Source organism: Micromonospora costi (genome assembly GCF_003626655.1).
Lineage (GTDB): Bacteria > Actinomycetota > Actinomycetes > Mycobacteriales > Micromonosporaceae > Micromonospora > Micromonospora costi.
Window position 1 is genome coordinate 642428 of record NZ_RBAN01000002.1, and the last position, 21549, is coordinate 663976.

23 protein-coding genes are annotated in these 21549 nt (G+C 75.9%); 3 read left to right on the plus strand and 20 right to left on the minus strand.

The features are described from left to right. Positions 1-31: 31 nt before the first annotated feature. On the minus strand, positions 32-1489 hold the full coding sequence (gene yczR / locus D7193_RS13655; RefSeq protein ID WP_120779851.1) for a MocR-like transcription factor YczR: 1458 nt from the start codon (positions 1487-1489) through the stop codon (positions 32-34). Positions 1490-1547: 58 nt separating this feature from the next. On the opposite strand from yczR, the gene yczE reads away from it, so the two are divergent. Together yczE and D7193_RS13665 are read left to right on the plus strand one after the other, a co-directional pair. Then, complete coding sequence (gene yczE, locus D7193_RS13660; protein ID WP_120779852.1) at positions 1548-2198, plus strand: membrane protein YczE; 651 nt, start codon at positions 1548-1550, stop codon at positions 2196-2198. Between the two features lie 104 nt (positions 2199-2302). Then, positions 2303-2764: a hypothetical protein gene (locus tag D7193_RS13665; RefSeq protein WP_120779853.1), complete on the plus strand. Its 462-nt coding sequence runs from the start codon at positions 2303-2305 to the stop codon at positions 2762-2764. Positions 2765-2779: 15 nt separating this feature from the next. Here D7193_RS13665 and hisF read toward each other — a convergent pair whose 3' ends face one another. From hisF to hisD, 14 genes are all read right to left on the minus strand, one after another. Further along, entirely contained in the window at positions 2780-3547 is a 768-nt protein-coding gene (hisF, locus tag D7193_RS13670; RefSeq protein WP_120779854.1) for an imidazole glycerol phosphate synthase subunit HisF, read from the minus strand. Positions 3548-3683: 136 nt separating this feature from the next. Further along, on the minus strand, positions 3684-4688 hold the full coding sequence (locus tag D7193_RS13675) for an NADP-dependent oxidoreductase (protein WP_120779855.1): 1005 nt from the start codon (positions 4686-4688) through the stop codon (positions 3684-3686). Beyond that, on the minus strand, positions 4685-5110 hold the full coding sequence (locus D7193_RS13680) for an organic hydroperoxide resistance protein (RefSeq protein ID WP_120779856.1): 426 nt from the start codon (positions 5108-5110) through the stop codon (positions 4685-4687). The genes D7193_RS13675 and D7193_RS13680 overlap by 4 nt, the downstream gene beginning before the upstream one ends. Positions 5111-5116: 6 nt before the next feature. Then, a complete protein-coding gene (locus D7193_RS13685) occupies positions 5117-5563 on the minus strand; it encodes a MarR family winged helix-turn-helix transcriptional regulator (protein ID WP_120779857.1) in 447 nt (148 codons plus the stop codon). 55 nt (positions 5564-5618) lie between these two features. Then, the gene (locus D7193_RS13690; RefSeq protein WP_120779858.1) at positions 5619-7121 is read right to left on the minus strand and encodes a hypothetical protein; all 1503 of its coding nucleotides are present in this window, start codon (positions 7119-7121) and stop codon (positions 5619-5621) included. Positions 7122-7138: 17 nt separating this feature from the next. Beyond that, a complete protein-coding gene (locus tag D7193_RS13695) occupies positions 7139-7414 on the minus strand; it encodes a hypothetical protein (protein ID WP_120779859.1) in 276 nt (91 codons plus the stop codon). Between the two features lie 72 nt (positions 7415-7486). Beyond that, the gene (locus tag D7193_RS13700) at positions 7487-10237 is read right to left on the minus strand and encodes an AAA family ATPase (protein WP_120779860.1); all 2751 of its coding nucleotides are present in this window, start codon (positions 10235-10237) and stop codon (positions 7487-7489) included. A gap of 179 nt (positions 10238-10416) precedes the next feature. Further along, positions 10417-11142, minus strand: a complete 726-nt coding sequence (priA, locus tag D7193_RS13705) for a bifunctional 1-(5-phosphoribosyl)-5-((5-phosphoribosylamino)methylideneamino)imidazole-4-carboxamide isomerase/phosphoribosylanthranilate isomerase PriA (protein WP_120779861.1) — start codon at positions 11140-11142, stop codon at positions 10417-10419. Between the two features lie 14 nt (positions 11143-11156). After that, positions 11157-11480, minus strand: a complete 324-nt coding sequence (locus D7193_RS13710; protein ID WP_120779862.1) for a hypothetical protein — start codon at positions 11478-11480, stop codon at positions 11157-11159. A gap of 47 nt (positions 11481-11527) precedes the next feature. Next, positions 11528-12154, minus strand: a complete 627-nt coding sequence (gene hisH, locus D7193_RS13715) for an imidazole glycerol phosphate synthase subunit HisH (RefSeq protein ID WP_241562978.1) — start codon at positions 12152-12154, stop codon at positions 11528-11530. Next, positions 12151-12324: a hypothetical protein gene (locus D7193_RS33695; RefSeq protein ID WP_174242619.1), complete on the minus strand. Its 174-nt coding sequence runs from the start codon at positions 12322-12324 to the stop codon at positions 12151-12153. Before D7193_RS33695 ends, hisH begins: the two co-directional genes overlap by 4 nt. A gap of 40 nt (positions 12325-12364) precedes the next feature. Further along, positions 12365-12976 (minus strand): imidazoleglycerol-phosphate dehydratase HisB, encoded by a 612-nt coding sequence (hisB, locus tag D7193_RS13725; RefSeq protein WP_120779864.1) that lies wholly within the window; start codon positions 12974-12976, stop codon positions 12365-12367. Positions 12977-13010: 34 nt separating this feature from the next. Next, a complete protein-coding gene (locus D7193_RS13730; RefSeq protein WP_120779865.1) occupies positions 13011-14081 on the minus strand; it encodes a histidinol-phosphate transaminase in 1071 nt (356 codons plus the stop codon). Then, positions 14078-15400, minus strand: coding sequence for a histidinol dehydrogenase (gene hisD / locus D7193_RS13735; protein WP_120779866.1), 1323 nt, complete (start codon positions 15398-15400; stop codon positions 14078-14080). The genes D7193_RS13730 and hisD overlap by 4 nt, the downstream gene beginning before the upstream one ends. Positions 15401-15507: 107 nt before the next feature. On the opposite strand from hisD, the gene D7193_RS13740 reads away from it, so the two are divergent. Further along, positions 15508-16212, plus strand: coding sequence for an LON peptidase substrate-binding domain-containing protein (locus D7193_RS13740; protein ID WP_120779867.1), 705 nt, complete (start codon positions 15508-15510; stop codon positions 16210-16212). Here D7193_RS13740 and D7193_RS13745 read toward each other — a convergent pair. The 5 genes from D7193_RS13745 to lspA form a co-directional block, all read right to left on the minus strand. Next, complete coding sequence (locus D7193_RS13745) at positions 16127-16903, minus strand: DUF2567 domain-containing protein (RefSeq protein ID WP_120780392.1); 777 nt, start codon at positions 16901-16903, stop codon at positions 16127-16129. The two genes, D7193_RS13740 and D7193_RS13745, sit on opposite strands and share 86 nt — an antisense overlap. A gap of 254 nt (positions 16904-17157) precedes the next feature. Then, positions 17158-18753 (minus strand): MinD/ParA family ATP-binding protein, encoded by a 1596-nt coding sequence (locus tag D7193_RS13750; protein ID WP_120779868.1) that lies wholly within the window; start codon positions 18751-18753, stop codon positions 17158-17160. 93 nt (positions 18754-18846) lie between these two features. After that, entirely contained in the window at positions 18847-19887 is a 1041-nt protein-coding gene (locus tag D7193_RS13755; RefSeq protein ID WP_120779869.1) for a hypothetical protein, read from the minus strand. Positions 19888-19928: 41 nt separating this feature from the next. Continuing rightward, on the minus strand, positions 19929-20873 hold the full coding sequence (locus D7193_RS13760; protein WP_120779870.1) for an RluA family pseudouridine synthase: 945 nt from the start codon (positions 20871-20873) through the stop codon (positions 19929-19931). After that, complete coding sequence (gene lspA / locus D7193_RS13765) at positions 20870-21484, minus strand: signal peptidase II (protein WP_120779871.1); 615 nt, start codon at positions 21482-21484, stop codon at positions 20870-20872. Before lspA ends, D7193_RS13760 begins: the two co-directional genes overlap by 4 nt. Between the last annotated feature and the right edge of the window lie 65 nt (positions 21485-21549).

Genomic DNA, 21549 nt, shown 5'->3' on the forward strand with positions numbered 1-21549 from the left:
TCGGGCAAGCCGGCGGGCGGCCGGCCGGGGCTCAGGCGATGACGGCCGGCTCCCGCCACTCGGGACGGGCCGCCCGGTCGAGGTCGTATCGGATCGCCGCGATCCGGCCGACCGCCTCGACGAGGTCGGCGGACGGCAGGGTGAAGGGCAGGCGCAGGAAGCGTTCGAGCGTGCCGTCGAGGCCGAACCGGGGGCCGGGCGCCAGCCGTACGCCGACCTCCTCGGCGGCCCGGGCGAGGGCGCTGGAGATCGGACCGTCGAGCTCCGCCCAGAGCGTCACCCCGCCGCGCGGCACCGTCACCCGCCAGTCTGGCAGGCGCTCGGCGAGCGCGCCGAGCAGGGCGTCGCGCTGGGCCGCGAGCTGGGCGCGGCGGGCCGCCACGATGGCCGGCGCCTCCGCGAGCAGGTGCACCGCCACCAGCTGGTCGAGCACCGGACCGGACATGTCGACGCCCACCCGGACGGCGGCCAGGCGCTGCACCTGGGGCGCGGAGGCGCGTACCCAGCCGATGCGGAGACCACCCCAGTACGGCTTGCTCATCCCGCCGATCGACACCACCCGGGAGTGCCGGTCGAACGTCGCCACCGGCGGTGGCAGCGGGGTGCCGTCCAGCGGCAGGTCCACGAAGGACTCGTCGACGACCAGGTCGGTGCCGGCCGCGTGGGCCGCGGCCACGAGCCGCTCGCGCAGCTCGGCCGGCATCAGGTGGCCGGTGGGGTTCTGGAACTCCGGGATCAGGTACGCGAGCTTCGGCCGGCCCTGTCGGACGCTGCCGAGCAGCAGGTCCGCGTCCCAGCCGGTGCCGTCGCCCGCGAGCCCGTGGGTGGTGATCCGGGCCCGGCGGGCCGCGAGCGCGGCGAGCGCGTTCGGGTAGGTCGGCGACTCGACGAGCACGCTGCCGCCGGGGGCCAGTGCGAGACGCAGCACGAGGTCCAGCGCGTGCTGGGTACCGCTGGTCACCATGATCTGGTCGGCGGAGGTGGGCAGGCCGCGCTCGGTGTACGTACGGGCGACCGCCTCGCGCAGCTCGATGATCCCGGTGGGGTGGTAGCCGGCGCCACCGAGGTAGCGGGGCAGGTCTTCGGCGGCGGCCCGGGCGGCCGGCACGAGTTGCGGCGGCGCGGCCAGCGCGGCCACCCCGAGGTCGATCATGTCGCGGTCGTCCAGCGGCGCCCAGAGCCCGGAGCTGGCGACCCGGTGGTTGCCGGGCAGCATCGTCCAGCTCCCCGCGCCTCGGCGGCTGGCCAGGTGTCCGCTCTCCCGCAGCTGCCGGTACGCGGCGGTCACCGTGGTCCGGCTGATCCGCAGCGCCTCGGCCAGTTCCCGTTCGGCGGGCAGCCGGACGCCCAGCGGCAGCCGCCCGTCGGTCAGCAGCCCGCGGACCGCCGCGGCGAGCGCCGCGTAGTCCGGACTGCGGCGGCGGCCGGGAAGCGCGTGCCACTGCCCGAGCAACCGGGCCAATTGGCTCCCCCGAACCTGACTGGTCATGGCCACTCCCCCGAGATTGGCTCTATTGTCCGGCCAATTGGACCCTAGGGTGGCATGCATGGCAGCGATTGGCAATCTCCGGCACCGGCCGGTCCGGCGACTGACCCAGCTCTACGTGGGGCTCGCGTTCTACGGGATCAGCATGGCGCTGATGATCCGTTCCGGCCTGGGCCTCAACCCCTGGGACGTGTTCCACCAGGGACTGTCCGAGCGCACCGGTCTCTCATTCGGCACCGTGACCATCGCCGTCGGCGCGGTCGTACTGCTGCTGTGGATCCCGCTGCGCCAGCGGCCCGGCATCGGCACCGTCAGCAACGTGGTGGTCATCGGCCTGGTCGTGGACGCGACACTGGCCCTGCTGCCGGCCGGCGGGCCACTCTGGGCCCGGATCGGACTGCTGGTCGCCGGCATCGTGGGCAACGGGGCGGCCACCGGGCTCTACCTCGGCGCCCGGCTCGGCCCCGGCCCGCGGGACGGGCTGATGACCGGCTTCGTCGCCCGCCGGCCGCAGCGCTCGATCCGGCTGGTGCGCACCGTGATCGAGGTCACCGTCCTGGCTCTGGGCTTCCTGCTCGGCGGGACCGTCGGCATCGGCACCGTGGCGTACGCCCTCGCCATCGGCCCGCTGGCGCAGCTGTTCGTGCCGCTGTTCGCGGTGGCCGGGCCGGAGCCCGCCGCCGGCCGGGTCGCCCCGCAGCCCGCGGGCTGACCGCCGTCACCGACCGTCCGGCCGCCGCCACCGTCCCGTGCCGACGGTGGGAGCCGGACGGGGCGGGTGTTCCCTTCCGCGATCCGCCCCGGCATCATCGCTTCATGGCGGAGAACGGATGGCACTGGAGCGACGCCTGGATCTTCGTGTCGTTGGTCATCGCGAGCGGCGCCGGGCGGCACCGCCGCGCCCCGTCGAGCCGGCGACCCGAGGGCGTACGCCTCACCGACGTGCTCTCCACCGCCGACCACCTCAACCGGGCGATCCCCCGGCGCGACGAGGTCGAGGCGGCCGTGCGACGGCTCCTGGGCGCCGGGCTGGTCAGCGTCAGCGAGGGCTGGTTCCGGATCACCGCCGAGGGTGAGCGGCTCTGGCGCAGCCGGCCCAGCGCCGGGCTGGCCACGACCGTCGACACGGTCCAGGGGGTGCTGAGCCGGCGGCACACCCCGGGCAGCGCCGACTGGTCACTCGACGAGGCCGACCACGCGGCGGCCGTGCAGGAGTACCTCGTCCGCTCGATCCCGACCCCGCGCCGCTCGCCCGAGGGGCACTCGGGCCGGGAGTGACGCCGGGGCGCGCGCTCAGCGGACGGGGTGCCCGTCGCGGCGCAGCGCGTCCTTGACCTCGCCCACCGTCAGCTCTCCGAAGTGGAAGACGCTAGCCGCGAGCACGGCGTCCGCGCCCGCGCCGACCGCCGGTGGGAAGTGCGCCACCTCGCCCGCACCGCCACTGGCCACCACCGGCACGTCCACCACCCCGCGGACGGCCCGGATCAGCTCCAGGTCGAAGCCGGCCTTCGTGCCGTCGGCGTCCATCGAGTTGAGCAGCAGCTCCCCGGCGCCCAGCTCGGCGCCGCGCCGGGCCCACTCGACGGCGTCGAGGCCGGTGCCCCGGCGCCCGCCGTGCGTGGTCACCTCGAAGCCGCTGGGCGTGGTGCCCGCCGGTGCCCGGCGCACGTCCAGCGACAGCACCAGCACCTGCCGGCCGAACCGGTCGGCGATCTCGGCGATCAGCTCCGGCCGGGCGATCGCGGCCGTGTTCACCCCGACCTTGTCCGCACCGGCCCGCAGCAGGGTGTCCACGTCGGCGACGCTGCGCACCCCGCCGCCGACGGTGAGCGGGATGAAGACCGACTCGGCGGTGCGCCGCACCACGTCGAGCATGGTGCCGCGGTCGCTGCTGGACGCGGTGACGTCGAGGAAGGTCAGCTCGTCGGCGCCGGCCCGGTCGTACGCCGCGGCCAGCTCGACGGGGTCGCCCGCGTCGCGGAGGTCGAGGAAGTTGACGCCCTTGACCACCCGCCCGGCGTCCACGTCGAGGCAGGGGATCACCCGTACCGCCACCGTCATGCCGTCGAGCCTATCCCGCCCCCCGCCGCCACCCCGCCCAGCCGGCCGATCATGCAGTTGTGGTGGCCGGTTCCAGCCGATTTCCGGCCTTCGTCCCCCACCACACCTGCATGATCGGCGCCAGCCAACGGTGGGATCAGAGGCGGACCAGCATCTTGCCGAGGTTCTCGCCGCGGAGCAGGCCGAGGAACGCCTCGGGCGCGTTCTCGATGCCGTCGACCACCGTCTCGTCGTAGGCGACGCGGCCCTCGCGCAGCCAGCCGGCCATTTCCCGGACGAACTCGTCCCGCAGGTCGCCGTGGTCGCCGACCAGGAAACCGCGCAGCGTGAGCCGCTTGCCGATGACCAGCGCCAGGTTGCGCGGCGCGGCCGGCGGGGTGGCCGCGTTGTACTGGGCGATCATGCCGCAGATCGCGACCCGGCCGTGCGGGCGCAGGGCCGAGATCGCCGCCTCCAGGTGGTCGCCGCCCACGTTGTCGAAGTAGACGTCGATCCCCTCCGGCGCGGCCGCTTTGAGCGAGTCGCGGACCGGCCCGTCGTGGTAGTCGAACGCCGCGTCGAAGCCGAGCGCCCTGAGCCGCTCGACCTTGGCCGGGGAGCCGGCGCTGCCGACGACCCGCGCGGCGCCCCGCAGCTTGGCGATCTGCCCCACGAGGCTGCCCACCGCGCCGGCCGCGGCGGAGACGAAGACCGTCTCCCCCGGCTGCATCCTGGCCACGTCCAGCAGCCCGGCGTACGCGGTCAGCCCGATCATGCCGAGCACGCCCAGGTACGCCGTCACCGGCGCCAGGTCCGGGTTGACCTTCCGCGCGGAGGCGGCCCCGACCAGCGCGTACTCCCGCCAGCCCAGCCCGTGCAGCACGAGGTCGCCCGGCGCGAAGCCGTCGACGTCGCCGGCCACCACCTCGCCGATGGCGCCCCCGTCGAGCGGCGCGTCGAGCGCGAACGGCGGCGCGTACGACTTCACGTCGTCCATCCGGCCACGCATGTACGGGTCGACGGACATGTACCGGTTGCGCACCAGGAGCTGCCCCGGCCCGGGCTCGGGCACGGCCGTCTCGACCAGCCGGAAGTTCTCGGCGGTCGGCCAGCCGTGCGGGCGGGCCGCGAGGTGGATCTCCCGGTTCACCGCCGCGGTCACGCCGCCGTCCGCACGGTCAGCGTGACGTCGATGTTGCCCCGGGTCGCGTTCGAGTACGGGCAGACCTGGTGCGCCTGCTCGACCAGCTGTTCGGCGGCGGCCCGCTCGACGGCGGGCAGGTCGACGACGAGACCGACGGTCAGCCCGAAGCCGCCCGCGCCGTTCGGGCCGATGCCCACCTCCGCCTCGACGACCGAGTCGGTGACGTCCGCCTTCGCCCGGCGCGCCACCACCCGCAGGGCCGAGTGGAAGCAGGCCGCGTACCCGGCGGCGAAGAGCTGCTCGGGGTTGGCGGCGCCGCCCGCGCCACCCATCTCCTTGGGCACCGCGAGGTCGAGGTCGAGGGTGTCGTCGCTGGTCCGGACGTGGCCGTCACGGCCGTCGCCGGTGGCCCGCGCGGACGCGGTGTAGAGCACCTGCATGAGGGGTCACTGCTCCTTCTGTCGGTGGATGGTCTCGGTGACCTGGATGAGCGTGTCGCGCAGGTCGACCAGCTCCGCCGCGGTGAGCCCGGTGGCCCGGGCCAGGCGCAGTGGCACGTCCTCCATCCGCTCGCGAAGGGCCCGACCGGCGTCGGTCAGCTCCACCTCGACCCGACGCTCATCGCGGGCCGAGCGGCGTCGGACCACCAGCCCCACCCCCTCCAGCCGCTTCAGCAGCGGGGAGAGCGTGCCGGAGTCCAACTGCAGCTCGACGCCCAGCTCGGAGACGCTCGGGGCGTCGCCGTCACGCTCCCAGAGGACCAGCAGCACCAGGTACTGCGGGTAGGTCAGGCCCACGGCGTCGAGGATCGGGCGGTAGACGTCCGTCATGGCGCGCGACGCCGCGTACAGCGCGAAGCACACCTGCCGGCGCAGCACCAGGTCATCGGTCACCCGAGAAACGTAGCGCACAATTAAGTTGTGCACTACCTATCTGGATGGTGACAGATCAGACAACGCAGAGCGGCACGTCCGGCGGTACGGTCTCGCTCCGCTTCACCACCACGGTCTCGTCGCCCAGCTCCCCGCGCTGTTTGATCGGCCTCGTCTTGAAGGTCCGGAGGAAGAAGTTGACGATGTCGGCCACCACCTTCGGGATCGAGTAGCTGATCCCGTACCGCATGGTCACGCCCAGCCCCGCGCCCCGGCACACGATGAGGCCGGCGCCCGAGCCGAGGCTCGCGCCCACGGAGGCGCGCAGGCCGACGAACAGTCCCGCCGTGAACCCGAGCGCGCCGATGCCCACGGTGAACTTCGCGTCGTACGTGACGAGAAGGCCGCTCGCCCCCAGCGAGATCCCGGTGATCGAGTTGGTCAGGCTGTTGCGCACGGCGAAGCCACCCGGCGACACCGGCCCCCAGTACGGGCGGCGGTAGCCGTAGCCGAACGCGCCGCTCAGGGAGTACTCCCCGGCGGCGTCGAGCCGCCCGTCCTTCGCGCTGAACGCCGTCTTGATCTCCAACGACTGGTCCACCGTGGCCGAGAACGGAATACCGAGGATCGTCCCGACCGGGATGCTGAACTGGGTCGGCACCACGACCGACTTGGACAGGTTCCGGCTGTTGCCGACCTTGGTCCCCGCCTTGACCGACACCCGCAGCCCGGCCCCGCCGGTGATGCTGAACTCGGCGCGGGTGACCGTGCCGCCGGAGATCGCGAGGTCGAACGTGGCCGTCGGCCGCTGCATGACCAGCGTCACCGAGCCGTGCATCCGGATCTCGCTGTCGTCGTAGTCGAACCGGGCCGTGACACCGTCCCGGCAGCACTCCGTCGTCAGCTGGAGGTCACCGGCCTTCGCCGTCTCCGTGCCGCTCAGCCGCGCCGGCGGCGCCGGCGGGCGGGGCGCGGGCGCACCGACCCGCAGGAGCCGTGACCGGCCCAGCGGGGCACCGCCCCCGATCCCGCCACGCGACCCCGTACCCGGTGGCAGGTCGGCGACCATCCAGGACGGTGTGCCCGCGGAGTAGGCGATCGGCCGGTCCAGCGGCACCGGGGCATCGGTACGGAACTCGCCGTCCCGGACCACCTCGGTCAGCTCGACCGGGCCCATGGTCACCGCCAGGTCCCCGCCCTCGCGGTGGACGTCCACCACCCGGCCGACCGCCCGGGAGGTCAGGAACATCACCTTGCCCGGGGCCAGCTCGTCGGCCCGGTCGGCCTCCGGGTCGATCCGCCAGGTCAGACCGTCACCGGTCACCGACCGCACCGCGTCCCCGCCGCCACCGACCAGCACCACGTCCGGCTGGTAGGTCACGTCGGGATGCGGCTGCGGCGCCAACCCGTACCGGATCGCCGCCGGGTCGTACGGATCCACCGGCCCGTCGTCCGGGCGTCCCCCACCCTGACAGGCGGCCGTCGCCGACAGCAGCACGGCCAGCGCGGTCAGAAGCGCCAGCGACCGGGTCCGGAGGCGCCGGCGGGTCCGCGCCGGGTGACGGCGGATCTGTCTCATCGGGACCTCCGTGGCGGTCAGAGTCGGTCGCCCTGCGGCGGCGACGCCGGGCAGTCCGGCGCGGCGATCCACTCGGCCGGGCCCAGCCGGTCCACCCGCCAGCCGGCGGCGGCGGCCACCGCGGCCACCGTCTCGGCGTCGGGTCCCTCGACCAGCGCCAGCACCACGTCGTCCGCGGGGATCCGCACCGCGCCGCGCAGCCGGGTGGCGCCGCTGGTCAGGGCGGCGACCGGCTCGTCGGACTCCCCCGGAACGCGGTCGTAGCGTTCGAGGACGAAGAGTCGGGTGGACATGCGCCGACGCTAGGCCCGCCGGCCGGCGGGGTAATCGGGTGTTTCCCTATCCTTCGACGACGCCCGTCGCGGCTACCCGTCGCCCGCGCCGCGGGCCATCGCGGCGCCCAGCTCGGCGCGGCTGGTCACCCCGAGCTTGCGGTAGACCCGGGCCAGGTTCGCCTCGACAGTCTTCGGGCTGATGAAGAGGGTGTCGGCGATGATGCGGTTGGTCCGGCCGGCGGCGGCCAGCCGGGCCACCTCCAGCTCGGTGCCGGTCAGCTGCCGCGGCGCGACCCGGCCCCCGGTGCGCTCCGCCTCGGCGCGCGCCCGGGCCGCGAGCGCCGCCGCGCCCAACGCGTCGAACTCGGCCGCCGCGGCGCTCAGCGCCTCCCGCGCCTCGCGCCGGCGGCGCACCCGCCGGTGCGCGACGCCGGCCACCAGCAGGCACCGGGCCCGGTCCAGCGGCAGCACCCCGGCGGGCACCGCCGCCCGGGCGGCGGCAAGCTCGGCCAGGGCGTCGGACGGGTCCCGGCCGCGGGCCCCGGCGAGCAGCACCCGGCTGCGGGCCAGCCCCAGCGTGGTCCACGGCCGCGGCAGCCGCCGGTGCCGCACCGCGAGCCGCTCCAGCACCGCCTCGGCGGTCGCCAGGTCACCGGCGCCCACGCACGCCTCCAACCAGTCCGGCTCGAAGCGCTGGGCGATCGGCTCGACCAGCCCCATCTCGTCGACGGTCGCGGCCAGCACGCCGTAGTGCCGGGCGGCCTCCGCCAGCCGTCCGCCGGTCAGCGCCGCGTACCCGGCGAGCTGCGCGTGGATCCGCCGCCGCCACGGGTCGTCCGTCTCGGCCGCCTTGCGCAGGCCCGCCTCGGCGATCCGGGTGGCCGCGTCCAACCGCCCCCGGTACGCCAGCAGCATCCCCTCCAGCCACTCCACGCCGGCCGCGTCGGCGCCGTACTGCTCGCCCAGCTCGCGTGCCGCGGCGAGGTGCGCGGCCGCGTCCGCCCACCGCCCGGCGAGCAGTTCGGTCTCGCCCAGGTGGCACAGCAGCTCGTGCTGGTACGGCTCGTCGCCGCGGGCCGCCGCCCGCTCCAGCATCCGGTGCAGCCGCTCGCGGGAGCGGTCGTGGTCGTCGAGTGCCCGCCACCAGATCGCCGGGACGTTCCCCGCGAGCCAGGACGGCTCCTCGCCCTCCTCCGCGAGCCCCTGCTCCAACAGCTCGGTCCGGGCCGGCAGCCCGGCCCGCACCTCGTTGAACAGCAGCAGGAACAGGGCCGCGGCGTGTTCCGCGCGGTCGGCCGGGCTGCCCGCCAGCAGGGCGACGGCCCGCTCCGCGTGCCGCCGGGCCGGGTCCGGAGCGTCCCGGATCATGCCGAGGTGGGCGTGGATCCGGCCGGCCAGCGTGGAGCCTTCCGGAGCGGCGGCCAGCGCCCGCTCGGCGTACCCCACGATCGTCTCGGGCGGTTCGTCGGCGCTGAAGGCGATCACGGCCCGCACCAGCAGCGCCTCGCCCCGCGCCGGGCCGGTGAGTTCCTGCACCGCCAGCTCGGCGGCCGCCCGGGCGGCCGGGTAGTCCCCGCTGTCGTACCGGCACTGCGCGGCGGCCAGCCGCCACCGGGCGTGCGCGTCCGCGTGGTCGGGCGGGGTCAGGCGGGCCGCCGTGTCGTACAGCCCGGCGGCGATCTCCGGCGCGCCGCGGGCCCGCTGCCGGGCCGCGGCGGCCGCGATCTCGGCCGCCGCGGCCGCGTCGGGCGCGTCCACGCACCGGGCGAGCTGCCGGGCACGCTCGTCCGGGTCCTGGGCGGTGTCGGCGAGCAGTCGGTGCAGCCGGCGGCGCACCCCCGGCGGCACCTCGGCGCGGAGCGCCGCGGCGTAGACCGGGTGGACGAATGCCACCTGCTCCCCGGTGACCGCCACCAGACCGGCCTCCTCCGCCGCGTCCAGGTCCGCCGCGTCCACACCGGCCCGCGCGAGGCCGGCCAGGGTCGGCACACCGGAGAGCGCGGCCAGCCGGATCGCGTGCCGCGTCGGCGGCGGCAGCGTGGCCAGCCGGTCGGCGACCAGCTGCCGCAGCGACGGCGCGGCCGGCAGGTCCGCCCCCGGCGCCGGCAGCTGCGGCAGCCGCAGCACGGCCCGGGCCAGCTCGATCGCGAGCAGCGGGTTGCCGCCGGACTCCTCGGCGACGCGCACGAGCAGCGGACGGGGCAGCACCCTGCCCGTCTCGGCCCGCAGCACGTGGTGCAACGCCCCCACGCCGAGCGGGCCGAGCGCCATCCGCTCCAGCGACCCGCCGGTCGCGCCGTGGTCGAGGCCGAGCGGCGCCGGCGCCTCCCGGGGCCGGTCGGCGCGGGCGGTCACCAGCACGGCGACGCGCGGCACGACCCGGCGCAGCGCGAACCGCAACGCCCGCTCGCTCGGCGGATCCAGCCACGGCGCGTCGTCGACGGCCACCAGCACGCGGGGCCGGGCCGGGTCGGCGGCCGCCGCCTCCAGCAGCGCCCGGGTGGCCGCGCCGACGGCCCGCTCGTCGATCGGCTCGGTCACGTCGCCGGTCAGCAGCACACCGGTTAGCGCCGCCCGCTGCGGCGGGGACAGCTCCCCCATCCGGTCGGCCAGCGGCGCCAGCACGTCGGCCAGCGCGGCGAACGGCAGGGCCCGCTCGGTCTCCGTCGGCGCGCAGCAGAGCAGCAGCCAGCCGTCCCGGGCGGCCGCGTCCAGCAGCGCCCGGTGCACCATCGTCTTGCCGATGCCGGCCGGCCCCTCCAGGAGCACCGGCCGCCCCTCGGTCAGGAACCGCCGGACCTGGTCGACCACCCCGTCCCGACCGACGACCGCCGCGCCCACCGGCTCAGTCTCGCAAGCGCCCGCCAGGCCGGTCGAGAACCGTACGGCGGGTCGGGCGCGCCGTACGGCTGGTCGGGCCCGCGCGGTTCAGCCGTCGCCGAGGTACGCCTTGTGCGCGCGGCCCCGCGAGTGGCCGTACGTGGCCTCCCTGGGGCCGCCCGAGCCGAGCCCGGTGACCGTCACGCCGACGCCAGCGTCCGCAGCGCCTCCGCCACGGTGAACGCGCCCGCGTACAGCGCCTTGCCGGCGATCACACCCTCCACGCCGATCGGCTCGAGGGTGGCCAGGGCCCGCAGGTCGTCCAGGGTGGAGACACCCCCGGAGGCGATCACGGGCGCGTCGGTGCGGGCGCAGACCTCGCGCAGCAGGTCCAGGTTCGGCCCGCGCATGGTGCCGTCCTTCGTGATGTCGGTGACCACGTACCGCGCGGCGCCCGCCTTGTTCAGCCGTTCCAGCACCTCGAACAGGTCGCCGCCGTCGCGGGTCCAGCCGCGGGCGGACAGGGTACGGCCGCGCACGTCCAGCCCGATCGCGACCCGGTCGCCGTGCTCGCCGACCACCCGGTCGCACCAGACCGGGTCCTCCAGGGCGGCGGTGCCGATGTTCACGCGGGCCGCCCCGGTGCCCAGCGCGGCGAGCAGCGACTCGTCGTCGCGGATGCCGCCGGACAGCTCGACCTTGACGTCGAGCTGCCGCACGACCTCGGCGAGCAGGTGGGCGTTGGTGCCGCGGCCGAACGCGGCGTCCAGGTCGACCAGGTGGATCCACTCGGCACCGTCGCGCTGCCAGGCCAGCGCCGCCTCCAGCGGGTCGCCGTAGCTGGTCTCGCTGCCGGCGGCGCCCTGCACGAGCCGGACGGCCTGGCCGTCGGCGACATCCACGGCGGGCAACAGGGTGAGGCTCAACGTCTTCTCCTCGGTCAGGTACGACGGTCCAGGGCGATCACCACGATCGCCGGCAGAACGAGCAGCAGCAGCACGACCAGCACGATCCGCAGCGCGAGGTCGTCCACCAGCGACCAGATCAGGATGAGCGCCGCCACGGTGAGCAGCACGATGCCGGCCCGCTCGGCGCGGCTGTGCCGGGCGAGCCGGCCGGCGCTGCGCCGCCGCCAGGTGGGCGACAGGCGCCGCACCAGCACGCGGCGGCGCTCCCGGCGGGCCACCCGGCGCCGGCGGACGGCACGTTCGCGGGCCAGTTCGGCCTCCCGCTCGGCCCGGCGCCTGGCGCGTTCCTTGCTCACGCCGCATCCCGCCCGGCCGCGGCGGCGGGCACCTCAGCCACCGGCGCTCACAGGGTGGCCAGCCAGTTGCGCAGCAGGGCGGCGCCGGTCGCGGACGACTTCTCCGGGTGGAACTGGGCGGCCGACAGGGGGCCCCGCTCGACCGCGGCCACGAACTCGCCGCCGTGGTCGGCGGTGGTCACCGTGGCGCCGGTCGCGGCGAGCGCCTCCGGGTCGGTCACCCCGTACGAGTGGACGAAGTAGAACCTGCTGTCGGCGGAAAGGCCGGCGAAGAGCACCGACGACCCGGGGGCGCGGACCGTGTTCCAGCCCATGTGCGGCAGCCGCTGCGCGGCGAGCTTCGTGACCCCGCCCGGCAGCAGCCCGAGCCCCTTGGTCACCACGCCGTGCTCGTCGCCGTGTTCGAACAGCACCTGCATGCCGACGCAGATGCCGAGCACGGGTCGGCCGGCGGCCACCCGCTCGGCGATCACCGGGCCGGCGCCGAGCGCCTCGATCCCGGCCATGCAGGCGGCGAACGCGCCGACGCCCGGCACCACGAGGCCGGTCGCGCCGGCGGCGGCCGACAGGTCGTCGGTCACCCGCACCGCCGCCCCGGCGGCGGCCAGGGCGCGCTCGGCCGACCGCAGGTTGCCCGACCCGTAGTCGAGCACCACCACGTCGACGCCGCTCACTGTCCGCCTCCCGGCAGCAGCCAGAGCACCCCGCCGACGGTGGCCAGCACGGCCATCAGGGCGGTGGTCACCACCGCGCCGCGGGGTGCACCCTGCCGGTACAGCGACCACACCCCGCCGACCAGCACACCGGCCAGCACCAGCAACAGGACCGGCAACACCGCGCTCACCGGCGCCACCCCCCGTCCGCGACCGCGGTCCGCACGCCCATCACAACGCACCCTTCGTGCTCGGCACGACGCCCGCCGCCCGCGGGTCGATGGCGGTGGCCTCGCGCAACGCCCGGGCGACCGCCTTGAACTGCGCCTCCACCACGTGGTGGGCGTCCGGGTGACCGCCCGGGCGGGCCGCCCGCAGCACGTCCACGTGCAGGGTCATCCGCGCCGCCTGCCCGAAGGACTCCCAGATGTGGCGGGTCATGCTGGTCGGGTAGACCGGCCCGATGTACGGCGCCAGCGGCGGCTCGTCGTGCAGCACGTACGGCCGGCCGGAGAGGTCCACGGCGGCCCGTACGAGCACCTCGTCCATCGGCACGGTGGCCGACCCGTACCGCCGGATGCCGGCCTTGTCACCGAGCGCCTGGTCGAACGCCGCGCCCAGCGCGAGCGCGGTGTCCTCCATCGTGTGGTGCGCGTCGATCTCCAGGTCACCCACCGTGTGAACGGTCAGGTCGAAGCCGCCGTGCCGCGCGATCTGGTGCAGCATGTGGTCGTAGAAGCCGACGCCCGTCTCGACGTCGGCCTTGCCGGTGCCGTCGAGCTCGATCTCGACGAGGACCTTGGTCTCCTTCGTGATCCGCTCGACCCGTGCGGTGCGGCTCATTGCTCGCCTCTCGATCGCGGGGCTGGCCTGCCCACTACAGCTTCTCCATGGCGGTGAGGAAGGCGTCGGTCTCGGCCGGGGTGCCGGCGGTGACCCGCAGCCACCCGGGCAGGCCGACGTCCCGGACCAGCACGCCGTGCTCCAGCAGCGTGCGCCAGGCGGCTGCCTGGTCGCCACCCACCTCGAACAGTACGAAGTTCGCGTCGCTGTCGGCGACCCGCAGGCCGCGGCCGCGCAGCTCGGCGACGATCCGGTCGCGCTGCTCCTTGATGGCCGCGACCGTGCCGAGCAGGGCGTCACGGTGGGCGAGCGCCGCGCGGGCGGCCGCCTGGGTGAGCGCCGAGAGGTGGTACGGCAACCGGACCAGCTGCACGGCCTGCACCACCGCCGGGTCGGCCGCGAGGTAGCCGAGCCGGCCGCCCGCGAACCCGAACGCCTTGCTCATGGTGCGGGTCACCACGAGCCTTGGGTGGCCGGGCAGCACCGCGAGGGCGCTCACCGTGCCGGGCCGGGCGAACTCGGCGTACGCCTCGTCGACCACCACCATGCCGGGCGCCGCGTCGAGCACCGCGGCGACGACCGCCGGGTCCAGGGCCGTACCCGTGGGGTTGTTCGGCGAGCAGAGGAAGACCACGTCCGGGGCGTGTTCGCGGACCTGGGCCACGGCCTCGTCGGCCGTCAGCCCGAAGTCGGCGCCGCGCCGGCCCGGCACCCACCGGGTGCCGGTGCCGAGCGCCAGCAGCGGATGCATGGAGTACGCCGGCACGAAGCCGAGCGCGCTGCGGCCCGGCCCGGCGAACGCCTGGAGCAGCTGCTGCTGGATCTCGTTGGAGCCGTTGGCCGCCCAGACCTGCTCGACGGTCAGCCCGTGGCCGAGGTAACCGGCCAGGTCGGCGCGCAGCGCCACGGCGTCGCGGTCCGGGTAGCGGTTGAGGTCGCGCAGCTCGCCGGCGAGCGCCTTGGCGATCGCGTCGACCACAGGCTCCGGCACCGGGTAGGAGTTCTCGTTGGTGTTCAGCCGCACCGGCACGTCCAGCTGCGGGGCACCGTACGGCGTCCGCCCGCGCAGGTCGTCCCGCAGCGGCAGGTCGTCGAGCGTGGTCACGACACCACCCCGGGGAAGCGGGCCCGCACGGCCTGGCCGTGCGCGGGCAGGTCCTCGACGGTGGCCAGGGTGACCACGTGCGGCGCCACGTCGCGCAGCGCCTCCTGCGAGTACTCGACCAGGTGGATGCCGCGCAGGAACGACTGCACGGACAGCCCGGAGGAGTGCCGGGCGCAGCCGCCGGTGGGCAGCACGTGGTTGGAGCCGGCGCAGTAGTCGCCGAGCGACACCGGCGACCAGGCGCCCACGAAGATCGCCCCGGCGTTGCGGACCCGCAGCGCCCACTCGCGGGCGTCCCGGGTCTGGATCTCGAGGTGCTCCGCGGCGTACGCGTCGACCACCCGCAGCCCGGCGTCGAGGTCGTCCACCAGCACCACGCCGCTCTGCTCGCCGGTCAGCGCCGTGGTGACCCGTTCGGCGTGCTTGGTGGCCGGCACCTGGCGGGCCAGCTCCCGCTCGACGGCCTCGACCAGCTCGACCGACGGGGTGACCAGCACGCTCGCCGCCAGCGGGTCGTGCTCGGCCTGGCTCACGAGGTCGGCGGCCACGTGCGCCGGGTCGGCCGTGTCGTCGGCCAGGATGGCGATCTCGGTGGGGCCGGCCTCGGCGTCGATGCCGACCACGCCGCGCAGCAGCCGCTTGGCGGCGGTCACCCAGATGTTGCCCGGCCCAGTGATCATGTCGACCGGGTCGCAGTACGTCTCGCCCGCCGGGTCCACGGCCGCGCCGTACGCGAGCATCGCCACCGCCTGGGCCCCGCCGACGGCGTAGACCTCGTCGACACCCAGCAGGGCGCACGCGGCGAGCACCCGCGGGTCGGGCAGGCCGCCGTTGTCCTTCTGCGGCGGGCTCACCACGACCAGCGACCGGACGCCGGCCGCCTGGGCCGGCACCACGTTCATGACCACGGTCGACGGGTACATGGCCAGGCCACCGGGTACGTAGAGGCCGACCCGGTCGACGGGCACCCAGCGCTCGGTGACGGTGCCGCCGGGCACCACCTGCGTGGTGTGGTCGCTGCGGCGCTGGTCGGCGTGCACCTTCCGGGCCCGGCCGATCGACTCCAGCAGGGCGGCCCGGACGTCCGGATCGAGCGTCCCCTCCGCGTCGGCGATGGCGTCGGCGGGGACCCGCAGCACCTCGGGGCACACCCCGTCGAACCGCTCGCTCGCCTCCCGGATCGCCGGGTAACCATGCTCCCGCACCGCCTCGACGACGGGCCGGATGCGCTCGACGGCCACCGAGACGTCGAGCTGGGCACGAGGCAGCAGGCGGCGGGGGTCGCGGACGGTACCGCGCAGGTCGATCCGGTTCAACACCCCCACGAGTCTAGGCGGCCCGCCGATGGAGCGGCCGGCTGCGCCCGCACGGCGGGACGGTGAGCCGGGACACTCCGCCGGCAGGGGATCGGGCTAGGCTCGACGGCGTGACTGCGCGGTTGCCGGTGTTCCCCCTCGGAACGGTGCTCTTCCCCGGTCTGGTGCTTCCGCTGCACATATTCGAGGAGCGCTACCGCGCCCTGGTCCGGCACCTGGTGGCGCTGCCCGAGGGCGCCCCGCGCGAGTTCGGCGTGGTCGCCATCCAGGCGGGCTGGGAGGTCGCACCCACCGGGCCCGGCGGCCGTCCGCTGCCGGGCGGCGGCGACGTGACGCTGCACGAGATCGGCTGCACCGCGGAGCTGCGGCAGGTCACCGAGCTGGCCGACGGGGGTTTCGACATCGTGACGGTGGGCCGGCGCCGCTTCCGGATCGCGGACGTCGATCCCCGCTCGGCCCCCTACCTGACGGCCGAGGTCGAGTGGCTGCCCGAGTCGGGCGGCCCGGACGAGACCGCCGAGCTGCTGGCCGCCCGGGTGATCGCCGTGTTCCGGCAGTACCTGAGGCTGATCCGGCCCGACCCGGACGAGATCTCCGAACAACTGCCCGAGGATCCGACGGTGCTATCGCACCTGGTCGCCGCGACGGCCGCGCTGACCGTGGACGACCGGCAGCGGCTGCTCGCCATCGACGACACCGCGGGCCGGCTCCGCGCCGAGCTGCGGTTGCTCAACCGCGAGGCGGCTCTGCTGCGCCAGGTGCGGGCGGTTCCGGTGCCGCTGTCGGAGCTGGCGTCGCCTCCGACGCCCAACTGAGGCCGGCGTCGGGCATCGGCTCGGGGCGCAGCGACGGCCACCGGGACCAGCCGGCCAGCAGGGTGTAGGTGACGGCCGCGCCGAACGCCGGGAGCAGCAGGTTGCCGTGCGGCACCGGCAGCACGCCGAGGAGCCAGTCGATCCCGCCGGCACGCAGGTCGGCCGGCTTCGTGAAGGCCTGCCCGTCCGGGGCCGTGACCAGCAACCGGTCGAAGGTCCCCAGCCCGATCCGCCGGCCCGCCTGCCACGCCACCACGGCGGCGGCGAAGGCGCCGAGCACGGCGCTGACCAGCCCGACCGGACCCCGCTGGCGGCGCAGCACGAACCAGAGCGCGAGCCCCGCGAGCACCCCGAAGCCGAGGCCCAGCAGGCTGAACCAGCCGTCCGCGGCGATCGGCTGCTCCGGCTGCGGCAGGCCGTAGACGGCCCCGTCCGGGGTCTTGACCACCGGCGTGTCCGGCGCGACGGCCGCCCACAGCAGGCCGAGCGGTACGCCGAGCACCGCGAGCGCGAGGCCCGCGCCGACGGCGCGCGTCCAGGCCCGCCGGCCCGCGCCCGGTGCGGGCGGGGCACCCATCTGCGCCGCGTCGACCCCGGCCGAGGGCGGGGCCGTGGCCGGACCGAACCGCGGGTCCGCCAGCCCACCCTCGGGCACCGCCGAACCGGGACCGGGCACCGCCGGGCCGGGCACCGCCGGACCGGACGCCGCCGGGCCGGACGCCGCCGGGCCGGACACCGCCGGGCCGGACACCGCCGGGCCGGACGCCGCCGGACCGGGCACCGCCGGGCCGGGACGCGGGTCCGCGTGGCCGGGCCCGGGTGGGGCGGGAGGGTCGGCCTCGCCGGGGCGGGCGGCGGACCGGTCGCGGTCGGGGGTGTCCGGGCTCACCCGATGATCCTCTCAGGCCGGTCCAGGGGTGCGGGCGCCGGTGGCGGCACACCCCCTCACCGGGCGAACGGCTCCAGCATCACCGCCGCGGCGCGCAGCCACGCCTGGCGGGTCTCCGGCTGGAGCTGGTGGTACTCGATCGACGACCCGGTCTCCAGCGCCGGGTCGTACGGCACCACGGCGACCGCCCGGGTGCGGCTCGCGAAGTGCCGCTCCAGGTCGGCCTGCAGCGGGGACCGGCCGGGCGTCGGGCAGGAGATGAGTGTGACCGCGTTGTCGGCCAGCTCCCCCATGCCCACCTCGTGCAGCAGGTCGAGCATCCAGTCCGCGCTGAACGCCGCGTCCTCGCGCGGCACGGTGGTGACCACGAGCTGGTCGGCGGCCTGCATCACCGTGCGCCAGTTGGGGCTCTCCACGTTGTTGCCGGTGTCCACACAGACCACCTCGTGGGTGCGGCGCAGCAGCTCCAGCACCCGGCGGACGGTGAACTGGTCGAGCCGCTGGGCGAACCGAGGGCTCTCCTCCCCGGCCAGGACGTCGTACGAGCCGTCGGAGGCGTGCCGCAGGAAGTCGTCGAGGCGCTCGTGCAGGCCGGCGCCCTCGAGGATCTCGATCTGCGCCAGCTCGCCGATGAGGTGCCGGATCGTCCGCGCGTGCCGGGCGCTGCCGGCGCGCAGGCCCAGCGTGCCGCGCAGCTCGTTGTCGTCCCAGGCCAGCACGCCGCGCCCCCGCACGCTGCCCACGGTCGCGGCGGCCAGGACCGTGGCCGTGGTCTTGTGCACCCCGCCCTTGGGGTTGGCGAACGCGAGCACCCGGGGGGTGCCGAGTTCCCGGCGCAGCACCGCCGTGGCCCGCTCCACCTCCGGGTCCGGCGCCGACGGGCGCCACTCGACCCGCGCCTGGTAGGCCCGCTCGGCGACCGCCGGGGGCGGCGCGGGCACCGGCGGCTCGGGCACGGGTGGCGGCGCGGCGTAGCCCGTGGCCGACGGACGGTAGCCGGTCTCCAGCAGGGCGTAGCGGGACTCCGCCGCCGGCGGCGGCTCGGGCCGGTAGCCGGTCTCCAGCAGCGCGTACCGCGACTCCGGCGGCTCCGGCCGCCTCGGCTCGGGCGGCTCGGGACGGCGCAGCTCGGGCGGTTCCGGCCGCCTCGGCTCCGGCAGCTCGGGACGGCGCAGCTCCGGCGGCTCGGGACGGCGCAGCTCCGGCGGTTCCGGGCGCCGCAGCTCCGGCGGGTCGGGACGGCGCAGCTCGGGCGGTTCCGGGCGGCGGGGCTCGGGCACCCGGTACGGCGACTCGGCCGGATAGCCGGGCTCGGGCCGGTACGCCGGGTCCGCCCGGTACGCGGGGTCGACCCGGTAGGTGGCCTCCGCCCGGTAACCCGGTTCCGGGCCGTACCCGGGCTCGCCGGGCTGGTTGACGGCCGGCACGCGGCCGGCGTAGCCGTTGTGCGCCGCGCGCCGGGGCAGCGGCTCGGGTGGGCCCAGCGGCTCGGGCGGGCCCAACGGCCGGGGTGGGGGCAGCGGGTCGTCCACCCGCCGGTCGGTGTCCGGCTGCTCGGGACCCCGGGCAGCGTGGCGGGCGCGGTCGAGCAGTGCTCGCCACCGCGGCGCCGGTTCGGCCGGCCGACTCCAGCCGGTCTCGCTGCCCTCCACGGCTCGCCCTCCCCAGCGCGATCGATCTCCTGACAGGCTACGAAGGAAACCCTATGCGGGCCACACCGGCCCGCGCGAACCCCGGCGGCCTGTTCACGACCCGGCCGACGGCGCCGGCGCCTCACCGGGCGTGTCCGGCGAGGTGGCGACGGCCGGCGGCGGCGAAGCCGACTCCGTGACCCGCTCCGGCGCGGGTGACGACGGGATCACGATCGGTGCAGGTTCCGACGATTCGCCCACCGCCGGGGTGGACGGCGTCGTCGCCGGGGTGCGGCCGGCGCCCGCCGGGGTCCCCGTCGTGGGGCCCGGGGCCGGTGTCGTCGGCGCGGGCAGCGCCGTGTCGGCCGGCGGCCGGACGACGTCGCGCTGTTCGGGCAGCGGCGGGGTGAAGACGGTCCGCTCCAGCCGCCGCACCTCGGGCGCGGGGTCGACGGCGCGCACGGCACGTCGGGAGGCGACGGCCCGCAGCGCGGACGGCTGGGCACGCACAACGGCGGCGTAGACGCAGGCGCAGCCGGCCCGGTAGGCGGCCGCCTCCGCCTCCGCGACCTCGGCGCCACTCGCGTACACCTGGCGCAGCTCGGCGTCGCCGGTCGCGGCGGCGCGGGCGCGGTAGTCTGCGGCCTCCCCGTCCTTGCGGGTGGCGAGCGCCGCCATCCCGGCGACCACGTCGTCGGGGACGCGCAGCGCCGGGATCCGGACGATCTCGGTCTGCCGGCCGGGCAGTGGCACCCGCCCGAAGACCGCCGAGACCGACACGTCGCCGAGCACCGTGGCCAGCCGCTGCGGCGGCAGGTAGCTGTCGAGGGAGACCAACGCGTACGTGCCGTCGGCCGGCGCCGGGGTGCCCGCCGGCAGCGCGGCGAGGTCGGCGGCCGCGGCCCGCAGGTAACCCGGGACCGAGTCGCCGTCGACCACCCCCACCCGGGTCACCTCGCCGACAGTCGGATCCCCGACCGGCGCCCGGTCGCCGCCCACCCAGACGGCGGTGAGCAGCACCGCAGCCGCCGAGGCCAGCGCGGTGCCGGTGAGCACCCGGGACCGTGCCGAGGTCTCGCCGAGGCGTGCCACCGCCCGCGTCAGGGGCGGCAGCAGCCGCTGGTCAAGCTGGCGCAGCAGATCGCCGGCGCGCACGGGCTGATCCCCTCGTCGGTCGGTGTCGGGCGGGCCGCCGCTCAGTCGCGGAGGATCCGGAGCGCGCGTTCCAGATCGTCAGGGTAGTCGCTGACGAAGCGGACCTCGTCCCCCGTTCGGGGGTGCACGAAGCTCAACTCGCGGGCGTGCAGCCACTGCCGGTCGAGGCCGAGGCGGGCGGAGAGCGTCGGGTCCGCCCCGTAGGTGAGGTCGCCCACGCAGGGATGGCGCAGGGTCGAGAAGTGCACCCGGATCTGGTGCGTCCGCCCGGTCTCCAGCCGTACGTCGACGAGGCTCGCGGCCGGGAACGCCTCGAGGGTGTCGTAGTGGGTGATGCTCGGCTTGCCGCCGGAGACCACCGCCCAGCGGTAGTCGTGGGTGGGGTGCCGGTCGATCGGGGCGTCGATGGTGCCGCGCAGCGGGTCCAGGTGGCCCTGCACCACGGCGTGGTAGCGCTTCTCCACCTCGCGGTACTTGAACGCCCGCTTCAACGCGGTGTACGCCTGCTCGCTCTTGGCCACCACCATGATCCCGGTGGTGCCCACGTCCAGCCGGTGCACCACGCCCTGCCGTTCGGCGGCGCCGCTGGTGGAGATGCGGTGGCCGATCGCCGCGAGCGCGCCGATCACGGTGGGCCCGGTCCAGCCGGGGCTGGGGTGGGCCGCGACGCCCACCGGCTTGTCCACCACCACGATGTCGTCGTCGGCGTAGACGACGCGCAGGCCGGGCACCGCCTGCGGCACCACGGTCGGCGGCGCGGCCGGGGCGGGCAGGGTCACCTCCAGCCAGGAGCCGGCCTTGACCTTGTGGGAGTTGGGGCGCACCGCGCCGTCCACGAGGGCGTCGCCGGCGTCCACGAGGGCCGCGGCGGCGGTGCGGGAGAGCCCGAAGAGCCGGGACACCGCCTGGTCGAGCCGCATGCCGTCGAGGCCGTCCGGCACCGGCAGGGACCGCTGGTCGCCTCCTGAGGCGAACGCCGAGGTCATGCCCGCTCCCGCTGCTCGGCGCCGGTGACCGCCGGGTCCTCGGCGGGCCGGCCGTCTCGGCCGACCCGTCCGCCGTCGCGCTGGCGGCCGGTGAGTTCCAGCAGCAGGGCGAGCACGACACCGCAGACGAGCGAGCTGTCGGCCAGGTTGAACACCGGGAAGTACTCGGCGAACGGCCCGAAGACGCTGATCATGTCGACCACGTGGCCGACGAAGTGGCCGGGGGCGCGGAAGATCCGGTCGATGAGGTTGCCGAGCGCCCCGCCCAGCACCAGGCCGAGCGAGACGGCCCAGGGGGTCGAGCGCAGCCGCACCGCCATCCAGCCGATCCATCCGATGACGGCGATGGTGATCAGCGGGAACACCCAGGTGTGGTCGGAGCCGATGCTCCAGGCCGCCCCGCTGTTGCGGACCAGGTTGAGGTAGATGAGGCCGCCCAGCAGCCGCACGGGCTCGCGGTCGGTGAGGTTCACCAGCGCGAGGTGCTTCGTGAGCAGGTCGATCAGCACGGCCGCCAGCGCGGTGCCGGCGAGGATCGCGACGGCTGCGGGCCGGGCCCTACGACCTCCCGGTGCGGCACTGCCGGAGCCGGCGGACGGTGCTGCGGTCATCTGCTCCCCATCGAGACTCTCGGCGGTGATGTCTCACCGTCTGTCGTCGCCGCCGGGGAGCGGAC